Origin of the sequence: Niveispirillum sp. KHB5.9, assembly GCF_048066115.1 — a bacterium.
GTDB lineage: Bacteria > Pseudomonadota > Alphaproteobacteria > Azospirillales > Azospirillaceae > Niveispirillum.
This window is the reverse complement of the sequence record NZ_JBLTYX010000002.1, coordinates 383,812-401,854: the sequence shown is the minus strand read 5'-3', so window position 1 is coordinate 401,854 and position 18,043 is coordinate 383,812. Positions and strand designations below refer to the sequence as shown.

General features: G+C 66.1%; 17 protein-coding genes and 1 pseudogene. 12 read left to right on the top strand and 6 right to left on the bottom strand.

All coding sequences use genetic code 11. From position 1 onward, the window contains the following. Positions 1–28 precede the first annotated feature (28 nt). On the bottom strand, positions 29–1,030 hold the full coding sequence (locus ACM9HJ_RS06350; protein ID WP_416570862.1) for an AMP-binding protein: 1,002 nt from the start codon (positions 1,028–1,030) through the stop codon (positions 29–31). 132 nt (positions 1,031–1,162) lie between these two features. On the opposite strand from ACM9HJ_RS06350, the gene ACM9HJ_RS06345 reads away from it, so the two are divergent. The 8 genes and pseudogenes from ACM9HJ_RS06345 (at position 1,163) to ACM9HJ_RS06310 (ending at position 8,668) form a co-directional block, all read left to right on the top strand. Then, positions 1,163–2,401, top strand: a complete 1,239-nt coding sequence (locus tag ACM9HJ_RS06345; RefSeq protein WP_416570861.1) for a cytochrome P450 — start codon at positions 1,163–1,165, stop codon at positions 2,399–2,401. Next, complete coding sequence (locus ACM9HJ_RS06340) at positions 2,398–2,733, top strand: 2Fe-2S iron-sulfur cluster-binding protein (protein ID WP_416570860.1); 336 nt, start codon at positions 2,398–2,400, stop codon at positions 2,731–2,733. The genes ACM9HJ_RS06345 and ACM9HJ_RS06340 overlap by 4 nt, the downstream gene beginning before the upstream one ends. A 64-nt stretch (positions 2,734–2,797) precedes the next feature. Beyond that, positions 2,798–3,955 carry a TonB-dependent receptor gene (locus ACM9HJ_RS06335; protein WP_416570859.1) on the top strand — a complete coding sequence of 386 codons (1,158 nt, stop codon included), beginning with the start codon at positions 2,798–2,800 and terminating at the stop codon, positions 3,953–3,955. A gap of 111 nt (positions 3,956–4,066) precedes the next feature. Further along, the gene (locus ACM9HJ_RS06330) at positions 4,067–5,200 is read left to right on the top strand and encodes a TonB-dependent receptor (protein ID WP_416570858.1); all 1,134 of its coding nucleotides are present in this window, start codon (positions 4,067–4,069) and stop codon (positions 5,198–5,200) included. A 94-nt stretch (positions 5,201–5,294) separates the two neighbouring features. Further along, positions 5,295–6,614 (top strand): annotated as a pseudogene (locus tag ACM9HJ_RS06325) (aldehyde dehydrogenase family protein); the annotation flags it as partial. A gap of 17 nt (positions 6,615–6,631) precedes the next feature. Next, on the top strand, positions 6,632–7,042 hold the full coding sequence (locus ACM9HJ_RS06320) for a nuclear transport factor 2 family protein (RefSeq protein WP_416570857.1): 411 nt from the start codon (positions 6,632–6,634) through the stop codon (positions 7,040–7,042). Continuing rightward, positions 7,039–7,440, top strand: a complete 402-nt coding sequence (locus tag ACM9HJ_RS06315; RefSeq protein WP_416570856.1) for a hypothetical protein — start codon at positions 7,039–7,041, stop codon at positions 7,438–7,440. Before ACM9HJ_RS06320 ends, ACM9HJ_RS06315 begins: the two co-directional genes overlap by 4 nt. Further along, positions 7,433–8,668: an NAD(P)/FAD-dependent oxidoreductase gene (locus ACM9HJ_RS06310; protein WP_416570855.1), complete on the top strand. Its 1,236-nt coding sequence runs from the start codon at positions 7,433–7,435 to the stop codon at positions 8,666–8,668. Before ACM9HJ_RS06315 ends, ACM9HJ_RS06310 begins: the two co-directional genes overlap by 8 nt. A 60-nt stretch (positions 8,669–8,728) precedes the next feature. On the opposite strand, the gene ACM9HJ_RS06305 is transcribed toward ACM9HJ_RS06310, so the two are convergent. Both ACM9HJ_RS06305 and ACM9HJ_RS06300 read right to left on the bottom strand, forming a co-directional pair. Continuing rightward, positions 8,729–10,195, bottom strand: coding sequence for a methyl-accepting chemotaxis protein (locus ACM9HJ_RS06305; protein ID WP_416570854.1), 1,467 nt, complete (start codon positions 10,193–10,195; stop codon positions 8,729–8,731). Positions 10,196–10,404: 209 nt separating this feature from the next. After that, entirely contained in the window at positions 10,405–11,238 is an 834-nt protein-coding gene (locus tag ACM9HJ_RS06300; protein WP_416570853.1) for an IclR family transcriptional regulator, read from the bottom strand. 282 nt (positions 11,239–11,520) lie between these two features. Between ACM9HJ_RS06300 and ACM9HJ_RS06295 the strand changes: the two genes are divergently transcribed. Genes ACM9HJ_RS06295 through ACM9HJ_RS06280 form a run of 4 tightly spaced genes read left to right on the top strand, consistent with a single transcriptional unit; the run spans position 11,521 to position 14,103 of the window. Further along, positions 11,521–12,090, top strand: coding sequence for an HpcH/HpaI aldolase/citrate lyase family protein (locus ACM9HJ_RS06295; RefSeq protein ID WP_416570852.1), 570 nt, complete (start codon positions 11,521–11,523; stop codon positions 12,088–12,090). Next, on the top strand, positions 12,087–12,245 hold the full coding sequence (locus ACM9HJ_RS06290; RefSeq protein WP_416570851.1) for a hypothetical protein: 159 nt from the start codon (positions 12,087–12,089) through the stop codon (positions 12,243–12,245). The genes ACM9HJ_RS06295 and ACM9HJ_RS06290 overlap by 4 nt, the downstream gene beginning before the upstream one ends. Positions 12,246–12,280: 35 nt before the next feature. Further along, entirely contained in the window at positions 12,281–13,339 is a 1,059-nt protein-coding gene (locus tag ACM9HJ_RS06285; RefSeq protein WP_416570850.1) for an acetyl-CoA hydrolase/transferase family protein, read from the top strand. Next, positions 13,339–14,103 (top strand): enoyl-CoA hydratase-related protein, encoded by a 765-nt coding sequence (locus tag ACM9HJ_RS06280; protein ID WP_416570849.1) that lies wholly within the window; start codon positions 13,339–13,341, stop codon positions 14,101–14,103. Before ACM9HJ_RS06285 ends, ACM9HJ_RS06280 begins: the two co-directional genes overlap by 1 nt. 186 nt (positions 14,104–14,289) lie before the next feature. On the opposite strand, the gene ACM9HJ_RS06275 is transcribed toward ACM9HJ_RS06280, so the two are convergent. The 3 genes from ACM9HJ_RS06275 to ACM9HJ_RS06265 all read right to left on the bottom strand — a co-directional run bounded on the left by ACM9HJ_RS06275 (position 14,290) and on the right by ACM9HJ_RS06265 (position 17,911). Further along, positions 14,290–15,495, bottom strand: coding sequence for an MFS transporter (locus ACM9HJ_RS06275; protein ID WP_416570848.1), 1,206 nt, complete (start codon positions 15,493–15,495; stop codon positions 14,290–14,292). A gap of 239 nt (positions 15,496–15,734) precedes the next feature. Continuing rightward, entirely contained in the window at positions 15,735–16,700 is a 966-nt protein-coding gene (locus ACM9HJ_RS06270; protein WP_416570847.1) for a TonB-dependent receptor, read from the bottom strand. Further along, on the bottom strand, positions 16,697–17,911 hold the full coding sequence (locus tag ACM9HJ_RS06265) for a TonB-dependent receptor (RefSeq protein WP_416570846.1): 1,215 nt from the start codon (positions 17,909–17,911) through the stop codon (positions 16,697–16,699). The genes ACM9HJ_RS06270 and ACM9HJ_RS06265 overlap by 4 nt, the downstream gene beginning before the upstream one ends. Positions 17,912–18,043 lie beyond the last annotated feature (132 nt).

The following is an 18,043-nucleotide window of genomic DNA, read 5'->3' as shown; positions in this document are numbered from 1 at the left end:
TCCCCGCAACGGACCAGTCGGTGCCGCTTCAGGCCGGGAACCGCCGCCGCAGCTCGGCCTTCAGGACCTTGCCTGTCGCACCCATCGGCATTGCATCGATGAATTCCAACCGGTCGGGCACCTGCCAGCGCGGCAAATGGCGTTCCAGATGGGCCAGGATGGTGCCGGCATCGACGCTGGCACCGGGTTGCCGGCGCACGATCAGCAGCGGGCGTTCCCCCCAGCGCGCATGCGGGATGGCGATGGCGCTGGCCTGACTGACACCATCCACCTGACAGGCGAGTAGTTCCAGTTCTGTCGGGCTGATCCATTCCCCGCCGGACTTGATCAGGTCCTTGGCGCGGTCGGTGATGGACAAATAGCCTTGGGCGTCGATCTCCGCGATATCACCCGTCGGCATCCAGGAACCGAAGGCGGTATCGCTGCCGAAATAGGCGCTCGCCACGCCCGGCCCGCGCACCAGCAGTTCCCCCGGCGTGATGCCCGCCGCTTCGCGGCCATCGGCGATGCGAAGTTCCACGCCGAAGACGGGTCGGCCCTGCTTCAGTTTGACGATTCTGCGTTCCCCGACCGGCCAGTCGAGAACCGATGCACCGGCCGGCCCCAGCATGACGAAGCGGCGGATGGGCGACCGGTCTTTCAGCCCGCGCGCGATCTCCAGGAAATCCACGTCGAAGAACAGCACCCCGTCCTGTGCATCCGCCACGATCCGCCCGATGGTTGCCGCGTCCAGGCGGGGATTGACCGTGTGGCAGACGGCGCCGATGCCGGGGATGGCGTAATAGAGTTCCAGATGGCGATGGCTGTTCCAGGCCAGCGTCGCCACCCGGTCGCGGCTACCGATACCCAGTTCAAGCAGCAGCGACGCCGCCCGCCGTGCCCGTGTGGCCATAGCTGCGTAGGTCAGCCGCAGGCGGGTTCCATCGGCCTCCACCGACACGATCTCCCGTTCGGGATTGGCGCGGACCGCATGGTTCAGGATCGAACTGGTGGTCAGCGGGCAATGCATCATCAGGCCTTGCATCTTCATCTCCTCCCTTGTCCTGCGGACCGGCTTCGTGCTGGCCCGGATTTGGCTGTTGACAGGCCGAACGGACCGTAGCAAATTCTTTCCATAAGAAATAGTTTCTAAAATAAATAATGAAGCATGGGAGATGAACGCTTGAATCCCGACCATTTCACGGTGGAGATGCTGACCCGGCCGGAGGTCGTGGCCGATCCCTATCCCTTCTATGACCTGCTGCGGCCGGTGGCGCCGGTATACGGGTACCGGGACTATCCGCCGGGCACGGTACCGGGCGTGGACCAGCCGGAGCCGGCCTGGGTCGTGCTGTCGCATGAGCATGTGGCACGGGTGGCTTTTGACCACGAGACCTTTTCCTCCCGCGACAGTTTGCAGGAGGCGTCGTCGGCGCCGTCGCTGATGCTGGTCAACCATGACCGGCCGGAGCACACCCGCCTGCGCCGGATCGCCGCCAAGGTGTTTACCCCCGCCGCCATCGAGGCGACGCGCCCCGCCGTGCGCGACATCGTGCGCGCCACCATGGACGCCTTCTTCGATGACGGCCTGGGCACCGATGTCATGGACAATTACTGCGCCCTGCTGCCGGCGCGGGTCATCGCCCAGATGATGGGCGTGCCGCCGGAACGGGACCGCGACAACAGGCGCTGGGCCACGGCCTTCATGCTGTCGGCGGACATGGCGCCCGCCGACCGCCAGCGTTGCAACGAGGAGGTGCTGGCCTTCTACGCCGCCCATGTCACCGACCGGGTGGCGGCCCTGGGTCGCGGCGAGCGCCCGCCCGGCGAATTGCTGAACGCCTTCATCGAGGCGGAGGTGGAGGGCGAACGCCTGACGCGGGACGAGATCGTGCGTTTCTGCGTGACCGTGACCGTGGCGGGGGCAGAGACGACGAGTTTCCTGCTGGGCAATACGTTCGCCGTCCTGGCCGACCTGCCTTGGGTCTGGGATGAATTGCGCGCCAATCAAGCCCGGTTCAACGCGTTTTATGAGGAGACGCTGCGCTTCCACGGGCCGCCGCAGCGGCTGTTCCGGGTGGCCACGGCCGATGTCACCATCGGTTCGGCGCAGATCCGGCGGGGCGACTGGGTGGCCTGCTTCTTCGGGGCGGCCAATTACGATCCGGAGATCTTCCCGCAGCCCCACAGCTTCCGCCTGGACCGGCCCAACGGCAACAAGCAGATGAGCTTCGGCCACGGCATTCATCGCTGCCTGGGCGCACCGCTGGCCCGGCTGGAGGCGGAGATCACCGTGCAGGAACTGCTGCAACGCTATGAGCGGCTGGAACGGTCGCAGCCGCTGGTCTGGCAGGGCGTCAGCCTGCTGAACCACGGGCCGGAGCGCAACCCGATCCGCTTCGTGCCCAAGGGGACGCCGTGACCGCGCCCCCCGTCATCACCATCCGTTTCGTGCAGCGCGACGGGACGGAACGCACGGTGCGGGTGCCCGCCGGCTGGACCGTGATGGAGGCCGGCCGGGCCAATGATATCGACGGCATCATCGGGGAATGCGGCGGCACGGGATCGTGCGGAACCTGCCGTGTCACCGTTACCGACCCTGCCATGCAGGCGCTGGTCGGGCCGGCCGCCCCGATGGAGGCGGACACGCTGTCCTATTTCGGCGATTGCCCGCCGGGCGGACGTCTGGGCTGCCAGATCACGCTGAGCCAGGCGATGGACGGCATGCGGCTGCTGATCCCGGTGGAGGGTTAACATCACCGGTCTGACAAATAACCAAAACACGAAAAACCCCGAAAACCGGGGACAGGGAGGAAACATGTCGAAGAGAAGCACCATCCTGCTGGGCGGGACGGCTTTGGCCGCCTTGCTGGCACTGCCGGCCACGGCACAGGAAACGGGCCTGCTGGAAGAGATCGTGGTCACCGCCAACCGCCGGGCGGAAAGCGTGCAGGACGCGCCCGCCGCCATATCGGCGCTGACGGCCAGTGCCTTGGAGGAGAAGTCGATCACGGCGGTGGAGGGGATCGCAGCACTGGTGCCGGGCGTGCAGATATCCACATACCAGGGCGACACCTCCATCTTCATCCGCGGTATCGGCACGCCGACCATCATTGCCGGTACCGACAGTTCCACGGCCACCTATATCGACGGCGTATATATCAGCCGTGCCGCCGCCATCGGGCCGGCCTTCTTCGACGTCGACCGGATCGAGGTGCTGCGCGGGCCGCAGGGCACGCTCTATGGCCGCAACGCCACCAGCGGTGCCGTCAGCATCATCACCAAGGGCCCGACCGACAGTTTGGAGGCGGAAGGCCGCCTGATCCTGGGCAATTACCAACGCATCCAGGCCAATGGCGCCGTCAGCGGACCGTTGAGCGAGCACATCCGCGCCCGTCTGGCCGCGCAGGCGGAAAACCATGACGGCTATGCCAAGGTCGTGCGGCCGCGCGGCACGCTGCCGCCGACCCAGCCCGACATCACCCAGGATGTCGGCGACAAGGACGATGTCTCCGTCCGGCTGAAACTGGAAGCCGATCTGTCGGAGACTGCCACGCTGGGCCTGTCGGCCGACTATTATCACGCCGACGACCGGTCCAACGTCTATTACTTCGCCAGCGCCGGCTATGGGGAGGAGATCCCCGGCTGGTACGCCACGCGGGAAGGCTCGCAGACGCTGCCCTATTTCGCCATCAAGAACAGCGGCCGTGTGACGGCGCCCAAATCCCGCACGCTCTATGCCGACACGCCCTATTTCAACAAGAGCGAGGTCTGGGGGCTGGCCGGCGATCTGAAATGGGACATCGGCGAGCATGTGCTGGCCGTCAATGCCAGCTATCGCGCCACCCACCCCGTCTCCCAGAACGAATTCGACCTGTCCGACAGTTTCAACAATTATGTGGGCCGGGCGGAGGACCATTGGCAAGCCAGCGGCGATGTCCAGCTCAGCTCCCCGACGGGTCAGCGCTTCTCCTAGATCGCCGGCGCCTCCTAGTTCAAGGAGGATAACCGCATCGACAACAACATCTTCGGCGATTTCTGGGAACCGATCCTGGTCGGCGGCCTGACCGACCTGCAACGGGCCGGGGTGATCCCCACATTTCCCATCGATCTGCCGCAGACCAATCTCTGCTGTGAACTGCATCTGAGCGGCCGGCAGAAGACCCAGGCCCTGGCCGGCTATGTCGATGCGACGATGGACGTCAGCGACCGGCTGCGGCTGCGGGCCGGGGCGCGTTACAGCCATGAGAAGCGAGACGGGGACCAGCGGTTCGAACTGGTGACCCTGACCGGTATGCGCCTGGCCCCCAATCCGCAGCTTTTCCCCGGTTCGGTTTCCACCGGCCGCACCGGCGTGCAGCCCGACCCGTTCGGTTTCGTGGTCGCACCCGTCGATGGTCCGGCCCGCTTCAACGCCTTCACGCCCAAAATCGGCATCGATTACGCCCTGGATGACGATGTCCTGCTCTATGCCACGGCGCAGCGCGGGTTCAAGAGTGGCGGTTACAATATCGGCAGCAGCCAGCGCGAGCAGTTCCAACCGGAGAAGATCTGGTCGTACGAGGCCGGCGCCAAGACCGAGTTGCTGGACCGAAGGCTTCGCCTGAACGGCGCCCTGTTCCATTACGATTATACCAACCTCCAGGCCCAGGACAGCATCGGCAACCAGCCGATCATCCGCAATGTCGGCGAAACCGCCGTCAATGGCGCGGAGGTGGAAGGCGTGCTGTCTCTGTCCGACCAATGGCAGCTGGACGGCGCCGTCACCTGGCTGGATGCCAAATTCACCAAGGGCGAATTGACGGAGCCGCTGCGCCCCGCCCCCTTGACCCAGGCGCCGGGAACGCTTGTCCGCGACCTGGACGGGCTGCGGCTGCCGCGGGCCCCGGAATGGAAGACGCAGGTCGGCTTGCAGTTCACCCGGCCGCTGGACGGGGTGGGCACGGTGACGGCACGGGTGGATTATGCTCGGGCGAGCAAGATCTACTTCACCGTCTTCAATATCGATGCCGCGTCGGAAGGCGGGTACGGCCTACTGAAGGCGCGTGTGGGCTGGACCAGCGAGGACCGGCGGTGGAGCGTGGCGGCCTTTGCCGACAACATCACCAACGAACGCTATTTCACCAACCAGATCCTGACCGGTACCGTATATGGCGCCGAATTCGTCGGATCGATGGGCCCGCCGCGCCTGTACGGCGTCGAAACCGGCTTCCGGTTCTGAGGGTGCCATGGAACAGACAACAGAGCTGGCGGCGACACTTGCCCATCTGCGGTAGGGATATGCGGCAGACCCCTATCCCAGTGCCGCCACCCGCCGCGACCGCCTGTCCAGGGCCATCGACCTGCTGGCCCGCAACAAGCACGCCTTCTGTCAGGCGCTGGAGGCCGATTTCGGCGCCCGGTCGCACACGCAAAGCCTGATCGCCGACATCTACACCACCATCGAGGCGCTGAAACATGCCCGCGCCCATGTCCGGCGCTGGATGCGGCCGGAACGGCGGCCCTTGCGCTTCCCCCTGGGCCTGCTGGGCGCACGGGCGGAGGTGTTCCATCAGCCGGCGGGGGTGGTGGGGGTGATCGGGCCGTGGAACTTCCCGCTCAACCTCCTGCTGGGGCCGCTGGCCGGCATCCTGGCCGCCGGCAACCGCGCCTTCCTGAAACCGTCGGAACACACACCACGCGCAGCTGCCTTGCTGGCCGAATTGCTGCCGACCTTTTTCGCGGAGGATGAGGTGGCGATCGCGACGGGCGGGCAGGAGGTGGGCGCCGCCTTCAGTCGCCTGGCCTTTGATCACCTGATCTATACGGGCGGCGCGTCGGTGGCCAAGGCCATCATGCGTGCGGCCGCCGACAATCTGGTGTCCGTCACCCTGGAACTGGGTGGCAAGTCGCCGGTGCTGGTCGGCCGATCCGCCAACCTGGAAACGGCGGCGCTGCGCATCGTCGGTGGCAAGATGCTGAACATGGGCCAGGTCTGCCTGGCACCCGACCATGTACTGGTACCGGAGGCGGCGAAGGAGGGCTTCATCACCGCTGCCTTGGCCGCCGCCCGCCGGCTGGGCCCCGACACGGGTCGCAATCCCGATGTCGCCGCCGTCATCAACCAGGGTCATTTCGACCGGCTGTCGCGCTATCTGGACGATGCAAGCCAGCGCGGGGCCCGCGTCATGGCGGCGGATGCGGGTGATGCCGTCACCCGCCGCATGCCCATCACCCTGGTCATCGATCCGCCCGATGACAGCCTGATCGCGCGGGAGGAGATTTTCGGGCCGCTGCTGGTGGTGCGCACCTATCAGCGGTTCGATGATGCCATCGCCCGCATCCGTGCCGGGGACCGGCCGCTGGCGCTCTATTATTTCGGGCATGACCGGGGGGAGATCGACCGGCTGCGGCGGGAAACGCATTCCGGCGCCCTGGCCCTGAACGACGTGATCATGCAGTACACGGTGGAAAACCTGCCCTTTGGCGGCACGGGGGCCAGCGGCATGGGCGCCTATCACGGCCATGACGGGTTCAAGACCTTCTCCGTGCGCCGCGCCATCTATCGCCAGACCTGGATCGACAGCAGCGCCATCGTGCGCCCGCCCTTCACCCGGCTGAAGGCGCGGCTTTTCGACTTCCTGACCACACCTTGAACGATAAGGAAACCGCCATGACGCTTTCCCCGCTTGATGTGACGACCGCCATCTTCACCGCCTTCGGTGCCCATGATGTCGATACCATCGTCAGCCATCTGCATGATGATGTGGTCATCGAATTCTATGGCCCCGCCATCATCCCCTATGCCGGCACCTATCGCGGCCGGGTGGAGGCGCGGCGGTTCTTCGATACCGTGCTGCGCTCCGTCGATATCCACCAGTTCGATCCGGAGGAATTCATCTGCCAGGGCGACAAGGTGGTGGTGACCGGCCATCTGCGCCTGACGGCGCGGGCCACGGGTGGCGGGATTGAGTCCGACTTCGTGCATGTCATCACCGTCGCCGACGGCAAATGGCTGCGGTTCCGCGACTTCATGAACACTGCCGTGGCCCAGGCTGCCTTCAGTGGTCCGGTGCCGGCATGAACGCCGCCGGCATCGTGCGGCAGACCGCCCTGTCCGATCTGGTCATCCTGGCGCCCTTTGCCATTCCGGGTCTGGCACCGCTCTATCTGGACCTGTGGTTCGGGCTGGACGGGCTGCTGGGCGGCGGGGGGATCGCGCCCGACCTGGGGCCGACCGGCTGGCTGCTGGTCAACCTGTTCGGCCTGTTCGCCGTGTGGTCCGCCATTCTGCGCCTGATGGGGCCGACCGTGCTGGTGGCGCGGCGGGCGGCCCTGGCCAAGCTGGTCGCCGCCATCATCATCGCCGTCGGCCTGATGCAGGGGGCGGCCCCGGTCTTCGCCCTTCCCCTGGCCGCCGATCTGGGGGCGGCCGTATTCCTGGCCTGGGGCGGCTGGCGGGGGGACCGGGAGATTGGCTGAGGCGGCGGACGGGATCATCATCGCCGGGGCCGGGCAGGCCGCGGCGCAACTGGCCCAATCCCTGCGGGCCGGCGGATATGCGGGGCCGGTGACCATGGTGGGGGATGAGGCGTTCCCGCCCTATGAGCGCCCGCCCCTGTCCAAGGACTACCTGTCGGGCAAGCGGCAGGTGGAACGGCTGTTCCTGCGCCCGCCGGCATTCTGGGCCGAAAAGCAGGTGGAGCTGCGCCTGGGCCGGCGTGTCGCCGGGGTCGATCGGCTGGCGCGCCGGGTCGTGCTGGATGACAGCACGGCGCTGCCCTATGCAAAGCTGGTCTGGGCGGCGGGCGGGCGTCCGCGCCGCCTGTCTTGTCCCGGCACCGATCTGGCCGGCATCCACCATATCCGCTCCATCGCCGATATCGACGGGCTGAAGGCCGGGCTGGTGCTACCGGAACGGCGCGTGGTCATTGTCGGTGGCGGCTATATCGGGCTGGAAAGTGCCGCCGTGCTGCGTTCCGGTGGCCACCATGTCACGGTGCTGGAGACGCAGGATCGGCTGCTGGCCCGTGTCACCGCCTCTCCCGTGCCGCAATTCCTGCTGAACCTGCATCGGGGCCATGGCGTGGATGTGCGCCTGTCCACGGGCGTGGAGGGGCTGACCGGCGGGGACGGACAGGTCGCGGGCGTACGGCTTTCCACCGGTGAGCTGCTGCCCGCCGATCTGGTGGTTGTCGGCATCGGCATCATCCCCAATGTCGAACCGCTGGCGGCAGCCGGCCTTGCCTGTCCCGATGGCGTGCAGGTGGATGAATATTGCCGGACGTCCGATCCGGATATCCTGGCCATCGGCGACTGCGCCCTGCATCCTAGCCGCTTCGCACCGGTACCGGTGCGGCTGGAATCCGTCCAGAACGCCATCGACCAGGCTAAGTGTGCTGCCGGCACCATCCTGGGCCAGGCGGAGCCTTACACCGCAATGCCCTGGTTCTGGTCCGACCAGTACGCGGTGAAGATGCAGACGGCCGGCCTGTCCATCGGCCACGATACGCAGATCGTGCGCGGTGCTGTGGGTGTCCCGCCGTTCAGCGTCGTCTATCTGAGGGACGGTCGCGTCATCGCACTGGATTGCCTTTCCTGCCCGCGCGACTTCATGCAGGGCCGCGCCCTGGTGACGGGCGCGGTTGCGGTGAACCCGATCCGGTTAGCCGACCCGACGGTTGAATTGAAGGCCTTGGTACCCGCCTGACTTTGGCTATCCGCCGGGCATGCGCCGGCAGTTCGACGGGTGTGCAGCTCTCAACCCGCTCTAACCGGCGCTGCTGCGGATCTGATGGACGAAGCCATCCACGGTGTTCAGCAACTGCCGGGTTTCCTCCCCAAGGGTCTCCGACAGGCGGGTGATGCTGTCGGCGGAACGGTCGGTCTCGTTCCAGGCATCGACCATGGCGCTGCCACCCGTGGCACTAGCCTCCGCACTTTCGGCGGCCTGACGGGCGCTGCGGGCGATCTCGCGGGTGGCGCTGTCCTGCTCCTCCACAGCGGCGGCAATGGCGGCGGTGACATTGTCCAGATCGAAGATGGCCGTGGCGATGGCCTCGATCGCCTTGCCGGCGCGGTCGGTGGTCTCGCGGATGGCCACTACCTTCTCGCCGACCTCGCTGGTGGCCCGTGCGGTCTGCCCGGCGAGATTCTTCACTTCCGAGGCCACGACGGCGAAGCCCTTGCCGGCCTCGCCTGCCCTTGCTGCCTCGATGGTGGCATTCAGGGCCAGCAATTGGGTGTGCTCGGCGATCTCGCTGATGGTGCGCAGCACCCCTTCAATGCTGGTGGCGGCTTCGGTCAGGCCCAGAACGATGGCCCGGGTCTCGCGGGCCTGGGCGGTGGCACCGCGCGTCTCGGCGCTTGAGCGGGCGATCTGGGTGGCGATCTCGGTGATGGCGGAGGAAAGCTGGCCGGCGGCAGCGGCCACGGCGCCGGCGCTGCCGACGGCATCATCGCCGGCGCGGTGCACGGCATGGGACTGGTCGGACCCGGCCCGCACCAGACCGCGCAGGCCCTCGGCATCCGCTTCGGCGGACGCGGCGGCGTCGGCCACCCGGCGCGCCAGGCTGCCGACCTGCTGTTCCAACTGGTCGGCCACTTGCAACAATATCCGCGCCCGTTCCCGGCGTGCCGTCTCGGTGCCGGCTTCCCGTTCGGCGGATGCCCGCGCCACTTCGGCGTGGGCGGTCTGGGCATCGGCCAGGGCGGCCTGCGACTGGTGCAATGCCTGTGACAGGGTGGCGGCGATCCAACCCATCAACGCGCCCTCGAAGGTGGCGAACCAGGGATAGACCAGCAGATTGAGAAAGCTATCCCCATCCACGCCCAGTGCCTTCGGCACCACCAAGCCGCCGAGGAAGAAGCCTGCCGCCAGCGTCGCCGCCCCCAGCGCCACCTGCCGCCAGTTGCAGGTACCGGTGATCACCGCCAGCAGCACATAGGAATAGATCTGCATGCCGGTCTGCCAACTGGTCTGGCCATGGAAGGTGACCACAGCCACCAGGCCGGCCATGGGCAGCAACATCGCCAGCAGCCACTGGGTGAATTGCGGTGGCAGAAGGCGCCATGCGGCCAGCCCGAGCAGGGTCAGCACGGCGCTGCATGCCGGGCCGAACCAGCCCACCGAGCCGCTGACGATCCATGGTGCCGCGACCAGCACCGGTATCTGGATCGCCAGCAGGCCGAGGGAGAGAAGAGTGGTGGTATTGCGGATCCGTTCGATCGGGGTCATGGGCCGTCCAGCTTTCGGCTGCTCTGGGGCGGGCGCCCCGGTTCGTTTGAAGAGCCATTATCCAACAAAGCCGTTCCACCTGCATTGACCCATGTCATTCGCCGGCAGAACGGTTTCGCATGGCGCCATCCCTGTTCATCATCGAAGCATTGCCAGCCCCGCCCTGGTTTTCAGCGACCTGTGCCGGGGCTGGTCCTGTGGCCGCAGGGTCAAGGCGGAAAGCCTATCTCTTCCCCGCTCAACTGGCCGGACAGGGTGCGGGCAGCCGACACCAGGGCCTGCTGCAAGGCGGGCAGGCCCGTGCGGCGGAGCGCGCTGCCGATGCCGATGGCGACGATGGCGTGGCTCATCGGGCCGCGCGCCTTCCAGACGGGGGCGGCGACCACGGTGACGCCGGAGATATATTGCCCGTAATCCAGGGCGAAGCCCTGCCGACGGACATCCTCCACCTGCGCCTTCCATTCCTGGAACCCCGGTGCCTCATCCCAGCGTAGGGTTTGGAAACGTGCCGCCAGTTCGGCTTCCGCATGGCCACCGAAGGCGGCGACGCAACGGCCGGTAGCGGAGATCAGGGCGGGAAACCGGCTGCCGACCTGGGCGCTGAGCCGGAAATTCTGGCCGGTCTGGGACACATTCACCACGATCATATGGTCCAGCCCCACGACATGCACGCCCAGGACGGTCGTGTCGAATTCCCGGCTGATCCTGTCCAATTGCGGTTGTGCCAGGTCGGTGAACTGATTGCGGCGCAGCCAGTGCCGCGCCAGGGTCAGCACGCCCGCCTCCAGCGCGTACCGCTTGGTGTCGGGGTGGTAGGAGACGAACTCCTCCGCCACCAGGGCCCGCAGCACATAAAGGCAAGTGCTGGGCACCAGCCCCAGCTCGCGCGCGATGGCATGCACGCCCAGCGGCGCATCGCTCTTGCCCAGCAGGCGCAGCACGGCGGCGGCCCGCGCGATGGCCGGCGCCTTGCTCTCCTTCACCGCTTTGGCCAGTTCGCGGTCGGGCGTTGCCGCCCGCTTGGTGCCGCCGGTCATGCGCATCGCTTCCCCCTGAAAGACGTGTTGTCCGGATAAATCTTAAGTGTTCAATATAGACAATAATATTCTATATTCACAACAACAATCGATCGTGCCACAAATCCACCCACCACCGGCGACGGCCCCGATGCGCGGCCCGCCAGGATGGACAAAATCAAGAAAACCTTGGTGGATCAATGTCTAAGCTCACGGACTACACCTCCTTCGCCGATGCGCGGTCGCATGCTGGATCGGCGGCCTTGTGGGCGCTTTTCGATGGTGACCGTGACCATCTGAACATCGCCCATGAATGTATTGTCCGGTCTGTCGGCGCTGGAGGTGGCCAACGGCATTGCGCGCGGCATCACGAAGGTGCTGGCCCTGGTGACGGAGACGGCGGATGGCATGTTCACCACGGGTGATTATGCCGGCGCGCCGCGTCTGGTGGCGATGAGTTGGGGGGCGGAGGATCTGGCCGATGCCCTGGGCGCGTCGCAGAACCGTAATCCCGATGGCAGCTATGGCTTCACCTACCAACTGGCGCGCAGCCTGTGCCTGCTGGGGGCGGCCAAGGCCGGCGTGCTGCCGGTGGAGACCATCCGGGGCGATTTCCGCGATGTTGACGGGTTGCGCCTGCGGGCCGAGCAGGTGCGACGCGACGGCTATCGCGGCATGCTGGCCATCCATCCGGCCCAGGTGGAGGTGATCAACGCGGCCTTCAGCCCGACAGAGGCGGAAATCCAGGCGGCGCGCGAAATCGTCGACCTGTTCGCCGCGAACCCCGGTGTCGGGGCCATCGGGTACAAGGGCGGCATGCTGGACCGGCCCTATCTGGCCCGCGCGCAGACGCTGCTGCGTCAGGCGGGGCTGTCGTGAGCATCGATCTGACGCGCTATCTGCGCCGTGGCGACCGCATCGTCTGGGGCCAGGCTTGCGGGGAGCCGACATCGCTGGTCGAGGCTTTGATCGCGCAGGCCGATGCCATTGGCGACCTGTCGGCCTTCGCGGCCACCAGTTTTTCCGGCCTGTGACCCCCGATGCGGCGGCCAGGGTCCGGATGTCGAGCATGGGCGCCATCGGCGCCTTGCGGTCGCTGACGGCGGCGGGGCTGCTGGACGTCATCCCTTGCCATGTCGGGCAGGTGGCACCGATGATCGGCCAGGGGCTGATCGGCTGCGACGTGGCCTTTGTCCAGGTCAGCCCGCCCGACGCCGATGGCAATCACAGTTTCGGCCTGATCAACGACTTCGTGCAGGCGGCCGTGGCCAAGGCGCGGGTGGTGATCGCGGAGGTGAATGAGCGTGTGCCCTTCACCCATGGCGACGCCATGCTGCCGGCCGCGCGTATCACCGCCTCCCTCCATGTCAGCCGTGAACCGGTGGAAGTACCGCCGGCCCGGATCGGGGAGACGGACGAGGCCATCGCCCGCTTCGCAGTAGATTATATCGGCGACGGAACAATCTTGCAGACCGGTGTCGGTGCGGTGCCGGATGCCATTCTACGCTTGTTACGGGATCGACATGATCTGGGTGTTCATTCCGGCATGATCGGTGATGGGCTGGTCGATCTGGTGGAGGCGGGCGTGGTCACCAACGCCCGTAAGAGCATCGACCGGGGCATTTCCGTCACCGGTGCCCTGATCGGCACGCGCCGGCTCTATGATTTCGTCCACCAGAATCCGTCCGTGGGGATGCGCAACTCTTCCCATACCCATGGCGACGGGGTGCTGTCGCGGCTGGAACGGCTGGTCAGCATCAATTCCGCCATCGAGGTCGATCTGACCGGCCAGGTGAATGCCGAACAGAGCGGGGATCAATATATCGGCGGTACCGGCGGGCAGGTGGATTTCGTGCGCGCTGGTGCCCGGTCGCCCGGCGGCCGGTCGATCATCGCCCTGCCGGCCACGGCGCGCGGCGGCAAGGTCAGCCGCATCACCGCCAGCCTGTCCGGCCCGGTCACCACGGCCCGCACCGATGTGGATGTGGTGGTGACGGAATTCGGGGCGGCCGAGCTGAAAGGGGTTGGTCTTGCCGAGCGCACGCGCCGCCTGACCGCCATCGCCCATCCGGACTTCCGCGAGGAACTGGACCGGTCGGCCCATATCATCCGTAAAAGGGGTTTCTGATGAGCGATGCCGTGCTGTTCGATGCGCGTGATGATGGCATCGCCATCATCACCCTGAACCGTCCTGAAAGCCGCAACGCCCTGGGCCGGGATATCCGCCAGGGTCTTTTTTCTGCCTGGGACCGGTTCGAGCGTGACCCTTCCCTGCGCGTCGCCATCCTGACCGGGGCGGGGGAGAAAGCCTTCTGCGCCGGCGGCGACCTGAAGGAGATGCTGGAACTGGGCCTGGAAGTACCGCCGCGCGACATGTTCCCCGTGCCCGGTGACAATATCGAACTGAGCAAGCCCACCATCGCCGCCGTCAACGGCGTGGCCTTCGCCGGTGGCTGGATGATCGCCCAGGCCTGCGACCTGTGCGTGGCCAGCACAAACGCGCAATTCGCCGTGACGGAGGTGAAGGTGGGACGCAGTTCCCCCTGGGCCGCCCCCCTGATCCATATGATCCCCCAGCGGATCATGATGGAAATCCTGCTGACCGGCCGGCCGGTCAGCGCCCGGCGCGCCTATGAGATCGGGCTGGTCAACCGCCTTGCCGAGCCCGCCGATCTGATGGCGACGGCCCTGGCCCTGGCGGCGGAAATCCTGGAAGGAGCACCCTTGTCGGTGAAGGCGGCGCGGGAGACGGTGATGCTGTCGACCGAGATGGGCCGATCCGCCGCCCTGCGCGCCGCCCGCCACGCGTCCGAGGTCGCCTATCGCAGCGCCGACGCCAAGGAAGGGCCGTGCGCCTTTGCGGAGAAGCGGCGGCCGGTTTGGAAGGGGTGAGCGGTGCCCATAGGCGCCAACTTAGCCACTTGGAATGAGGTGCTTGCCCCGCGTAAGTGGGACATTGGCGAAACTCGCGGTCACCATCGTTGCCATCCTCACTACCGTCACCCCGGCCTTCGCCGGGGTGACGGTAGATATTACTGAAACCCTCGCTGCACAGACTTTCGCGGGGAGGGGGATTTATCACGCCACCACCGGCTGCCGCTTCAGCAGCAGGAACATAAAGCCCCCCAGCAACGCCGCCGCACTGGTCAGGGTCAAAAAGGCGGTGAAGCTGTTGCCGGTGATATCCAGCATCGTGCCCAGCAGCAGCGAACCCAAGGTCACCGATAGGGCCAGCCCGGCCAGGACCAGGCCCAGCACCGTGCTGTATATCTCGATCTTGAAATAGCGCATGACCGTATAGGCCAGCACATCGCCTTCCGCCCCCAGCGACAATCCCAGCAGCAGCACGGCACCCGCGACGATCACCGGGCTGGATGTGCCGGTGGCCAGCAGGCCCAGACCGATGCCGGGCAGGCCCATGGCGATGGCCGTCACCACATATGTCGGGAACCGGTCCAGCAGCACCCCGCACAGCAGCCGCCCCACAATCACCCCCGCGGCATAGAGCGATAGGGCCAGCGCGCTGGTCGCCCCGTCGATACCGTGATCCTGCAACAGCACCTTCAACTGCGCCGTCTGCAACGTCCAGGACAGGTTGCCCAGCACCACGCCGGTGAAGATCAGCCGGAATGCCGGGCTGGCCAGGATGAAGCGATAGCGCGCGATCGTGTCCGAGCGCAGACCGGCCGCAGGCTTGGCCACCTTCACGGCCGGCGGGATCAGGGCCAGGGCCACCACGCCGCCCACGGCGGCACAGGCGGCCAGCAACTGGTAGCCTGCACGCCAGCCATTTGTGTCGATGAAGGTGGACAGGAACGGTATGGCCAGGGCGGCTACCGCCGGGGTGGCGCAGGCGGCGATGGCCAGCGCCACGCCGCGCGCCCGGCTGAAATTCTGGGCGATCAGGCGGCTATAGACCACGGTGCTGGTGGTGCCGCCGACGATGGTGACCTGCGCCAGGCACAGCAGGAAATAATGCAGCAGGTTGCCGGACAGCATGCTGAGCCCTAGAAAGATCAGCGGGCCGGTGATCACCCCGACCAGCGCCACCCGGCGCACGCCGAACGCATCGGTCAGACGCCCGGCGATGGGCTGGCCGATGATGCCCAGGATGGCGGTGGCGCCCACCCACGCCAGATCGGCGCGTGACCAGCCGAATTCCTGGATCAAATGGGGAGTGAAGACATTGCTGATGTAATTGACCAGCAGATAGCCCGCCGCCATGCCGATGCCGGCCGCCGCCAGCGCCCGCCAGTTCGCCCGGAATTCCGTCAGATAACCCATCCACTCTCTCCGAACTGATACTCGTTCCCGATGATCGTGAACGATCATCGGGCCTCAATCGCCGGCGCCCACATCCGTGGGCTTGGCTACGCGGCACGTGCCGCGCGGCGGCAGTCGCCGCCGTACCAGATCCGGGGAGTTCAACTCACCGGATCTGGTATCAGCCGCCCTTGTATCCATCGACGGGAATGGCCGCACCCGTTTTGGCGGGCACGGCCATCGTCGAACAGGTTCTCGGATCAGAAGCGCGCCGTCACATCGACGCCGATCAGGCGCGGCTTGGCCAGCGCTTCGGAAATACCTACGCCCGTGCTGGCCGTATAGATGCTGTATTTCGTATCCAGCAGATTGTTGGCCCAGATGGCATAGGTCAGGGTGCCCGACGGTTCGGTCCAGGCGATGCGGCCATTGACCAGCCCGTAATTGTCCTCGGGGCTGAAATTGCCCGGCTGCCAGTAGAAGCCGTCATTGTAGGAATAGCTGACCGACGCCTCCAGATCGCCCTGGGCAACCGTGTCCTTGTAGGCCAAGCGGACATTGGCCTGCCATTCCGGCGCACGGATGATGCGGCTGCCCGATGCGTCATAGGGCACGGTGCTGGTGGTGCCGCCGGTGGCGTTGGGGATGAAGACCTGGGCGCCGGGGAAGCTCTTGTACTTGGCCGTCGGCATGGCTGACAGGCCGACATCGAAGGAGATGGTGTCGGTCAGATTGCCATTGGCCCCGACCTCGAACCCTTCGATCTTGGCTTCCGCCGCGTTGGACAGGGTGATGACCCAGGCGCCGCCGGCGATGAAGGTCTGACCCTGCACCTGGATGTTGGAATAATCATAGCTGAAGGCGGCGGCGTTCAGGGTGATACCGCCGACGCGGCCCTTCATGCCCACTTCCAGCGCGTCGATCTTTTCCGGCTCCACGGGAATGGCGGGCAGGGAGCCGGCATTGAACACGCCGCTCTTGAAGCCGTTGCTGGCCGAGGCATAGACGTTCCAGTCATCGGCCAGGTCATAGCGGGCGACCAGGCGATAGGTGGAACTGTTCCAGGTCTTGTCGGCCGCACCCGTGCGCAGACCCGCCGCCCGCACGATGTCGGCGAAGGTGAAATCCTTGTTTTCCGTCGTATAGCGACCGCCGGCCGTGAAATGCAGCTCGTCCGTGGCGTTCCAGGTCAGTTCGCCGAAGGCCGCATAGCTTTCGGTGATCACCTTGTTGCGATAGTTCGCGACGATGGTGCCGTTGGGGGCATCCCGCTATAGGAGGCGAAGGACGGGTTGCCCGCCTTGGAATGGTAGTAGAAAAGCCCGGCGATCCAGCTCAGCCGGTCATCGCCGGGGCCGGAGAAATTGAATTCCTGGCTGAACGTGTCCTGATATTGCGGCAGGACCAGCGCGCCGATGGGCAGGTTGGTGCGGTCGGTGTCGGTCTGGTAATAGCCATCGACGGTGCGATAGGCGCTGATCGACCGGACCGTCAGATAATCATTGGCCTGCCAGTTGGCATCGATGCCGCCGCCGCCACCTTCGACATCGACGATGGGCTGCGTGCCGCCTGCATATTCGAAGGGACCGGCGATCACGGCGGCGGAATTGCCGCGATTGCCGTTCTGCCGGTTGTGCGGGGACAGGGCGAACAGGGCATTGTCATGCCGGTTGGAATAATCGGCGGCCAGGGTCACATCCAGATCATCACCCAGGTTGAACAGCAGCTTGCCGCGCGTGGAGAAGGTCTCGTTCACGCCGCAGCGCTTGCCCTGGTTGCCGGCCACGCCTTTGATATAGCCGTCATTATTCGTGTAATAGAGGTTCAGCGAGCCCGCGACATTGTCGGCCAGCGCCCCGGTCGCATAGGCGCCCAGCTTGACCTCCTTGAAGTCGAAGCCATAACCGGCCGACACTTCCGCGCGCGGCGTGAAGGACGGGGCCAGCGTGACGATGCGCACGGCACCACCCGTGGCATTGCGGCCGAACAGGGTGCCTTGCGGGCCCTTCAGTACCTCCACCCGCTGGATGTCCTTCAGGTCGAACAGGCCGGCCAGCGGCGCCCCCATATAGACATCGTCAAGATAGAGGGAGACGTTGGTCTCGTCCCCCGGCGAGGTGCCGACGGACGAGATGCCGCGCACGGCCGGCGTGAAGGACAGGCCGTTATTGACCGTGACCAGACCGGGGCTGATCTGGCCCAGATCGCCGGTGGAGCTGATGCCGGCGGAAAGCAGCTGCTCGCCCGTGGTTACCGAAACGGACATGGGCACGTCCAGCAAACGCTCGCTGCGCTTCTGGGCGGTGACGACGATCTCTTCCAGCTCGATTGTCTCTGTCGGCGCTGCGGGTGCCGCCGTCTGGGCCGAGGCCAGACCGGCAACGCCGAGCGAGGTGATCGCCGCGCCGATGAAAAGTTGGGCCCGGAAGCTTCGCATAGGTTTCCCCCTTCGGATGGGCGCCCGTTATCGGGCAGCCGATGTTTTTCGTCATCTGAAGGTACCAGCCCGTTCCGCCCACGGTGCGACATAGTCTTGACGCCCCGCGACAGCTCTGTCGCACGTGGCGGC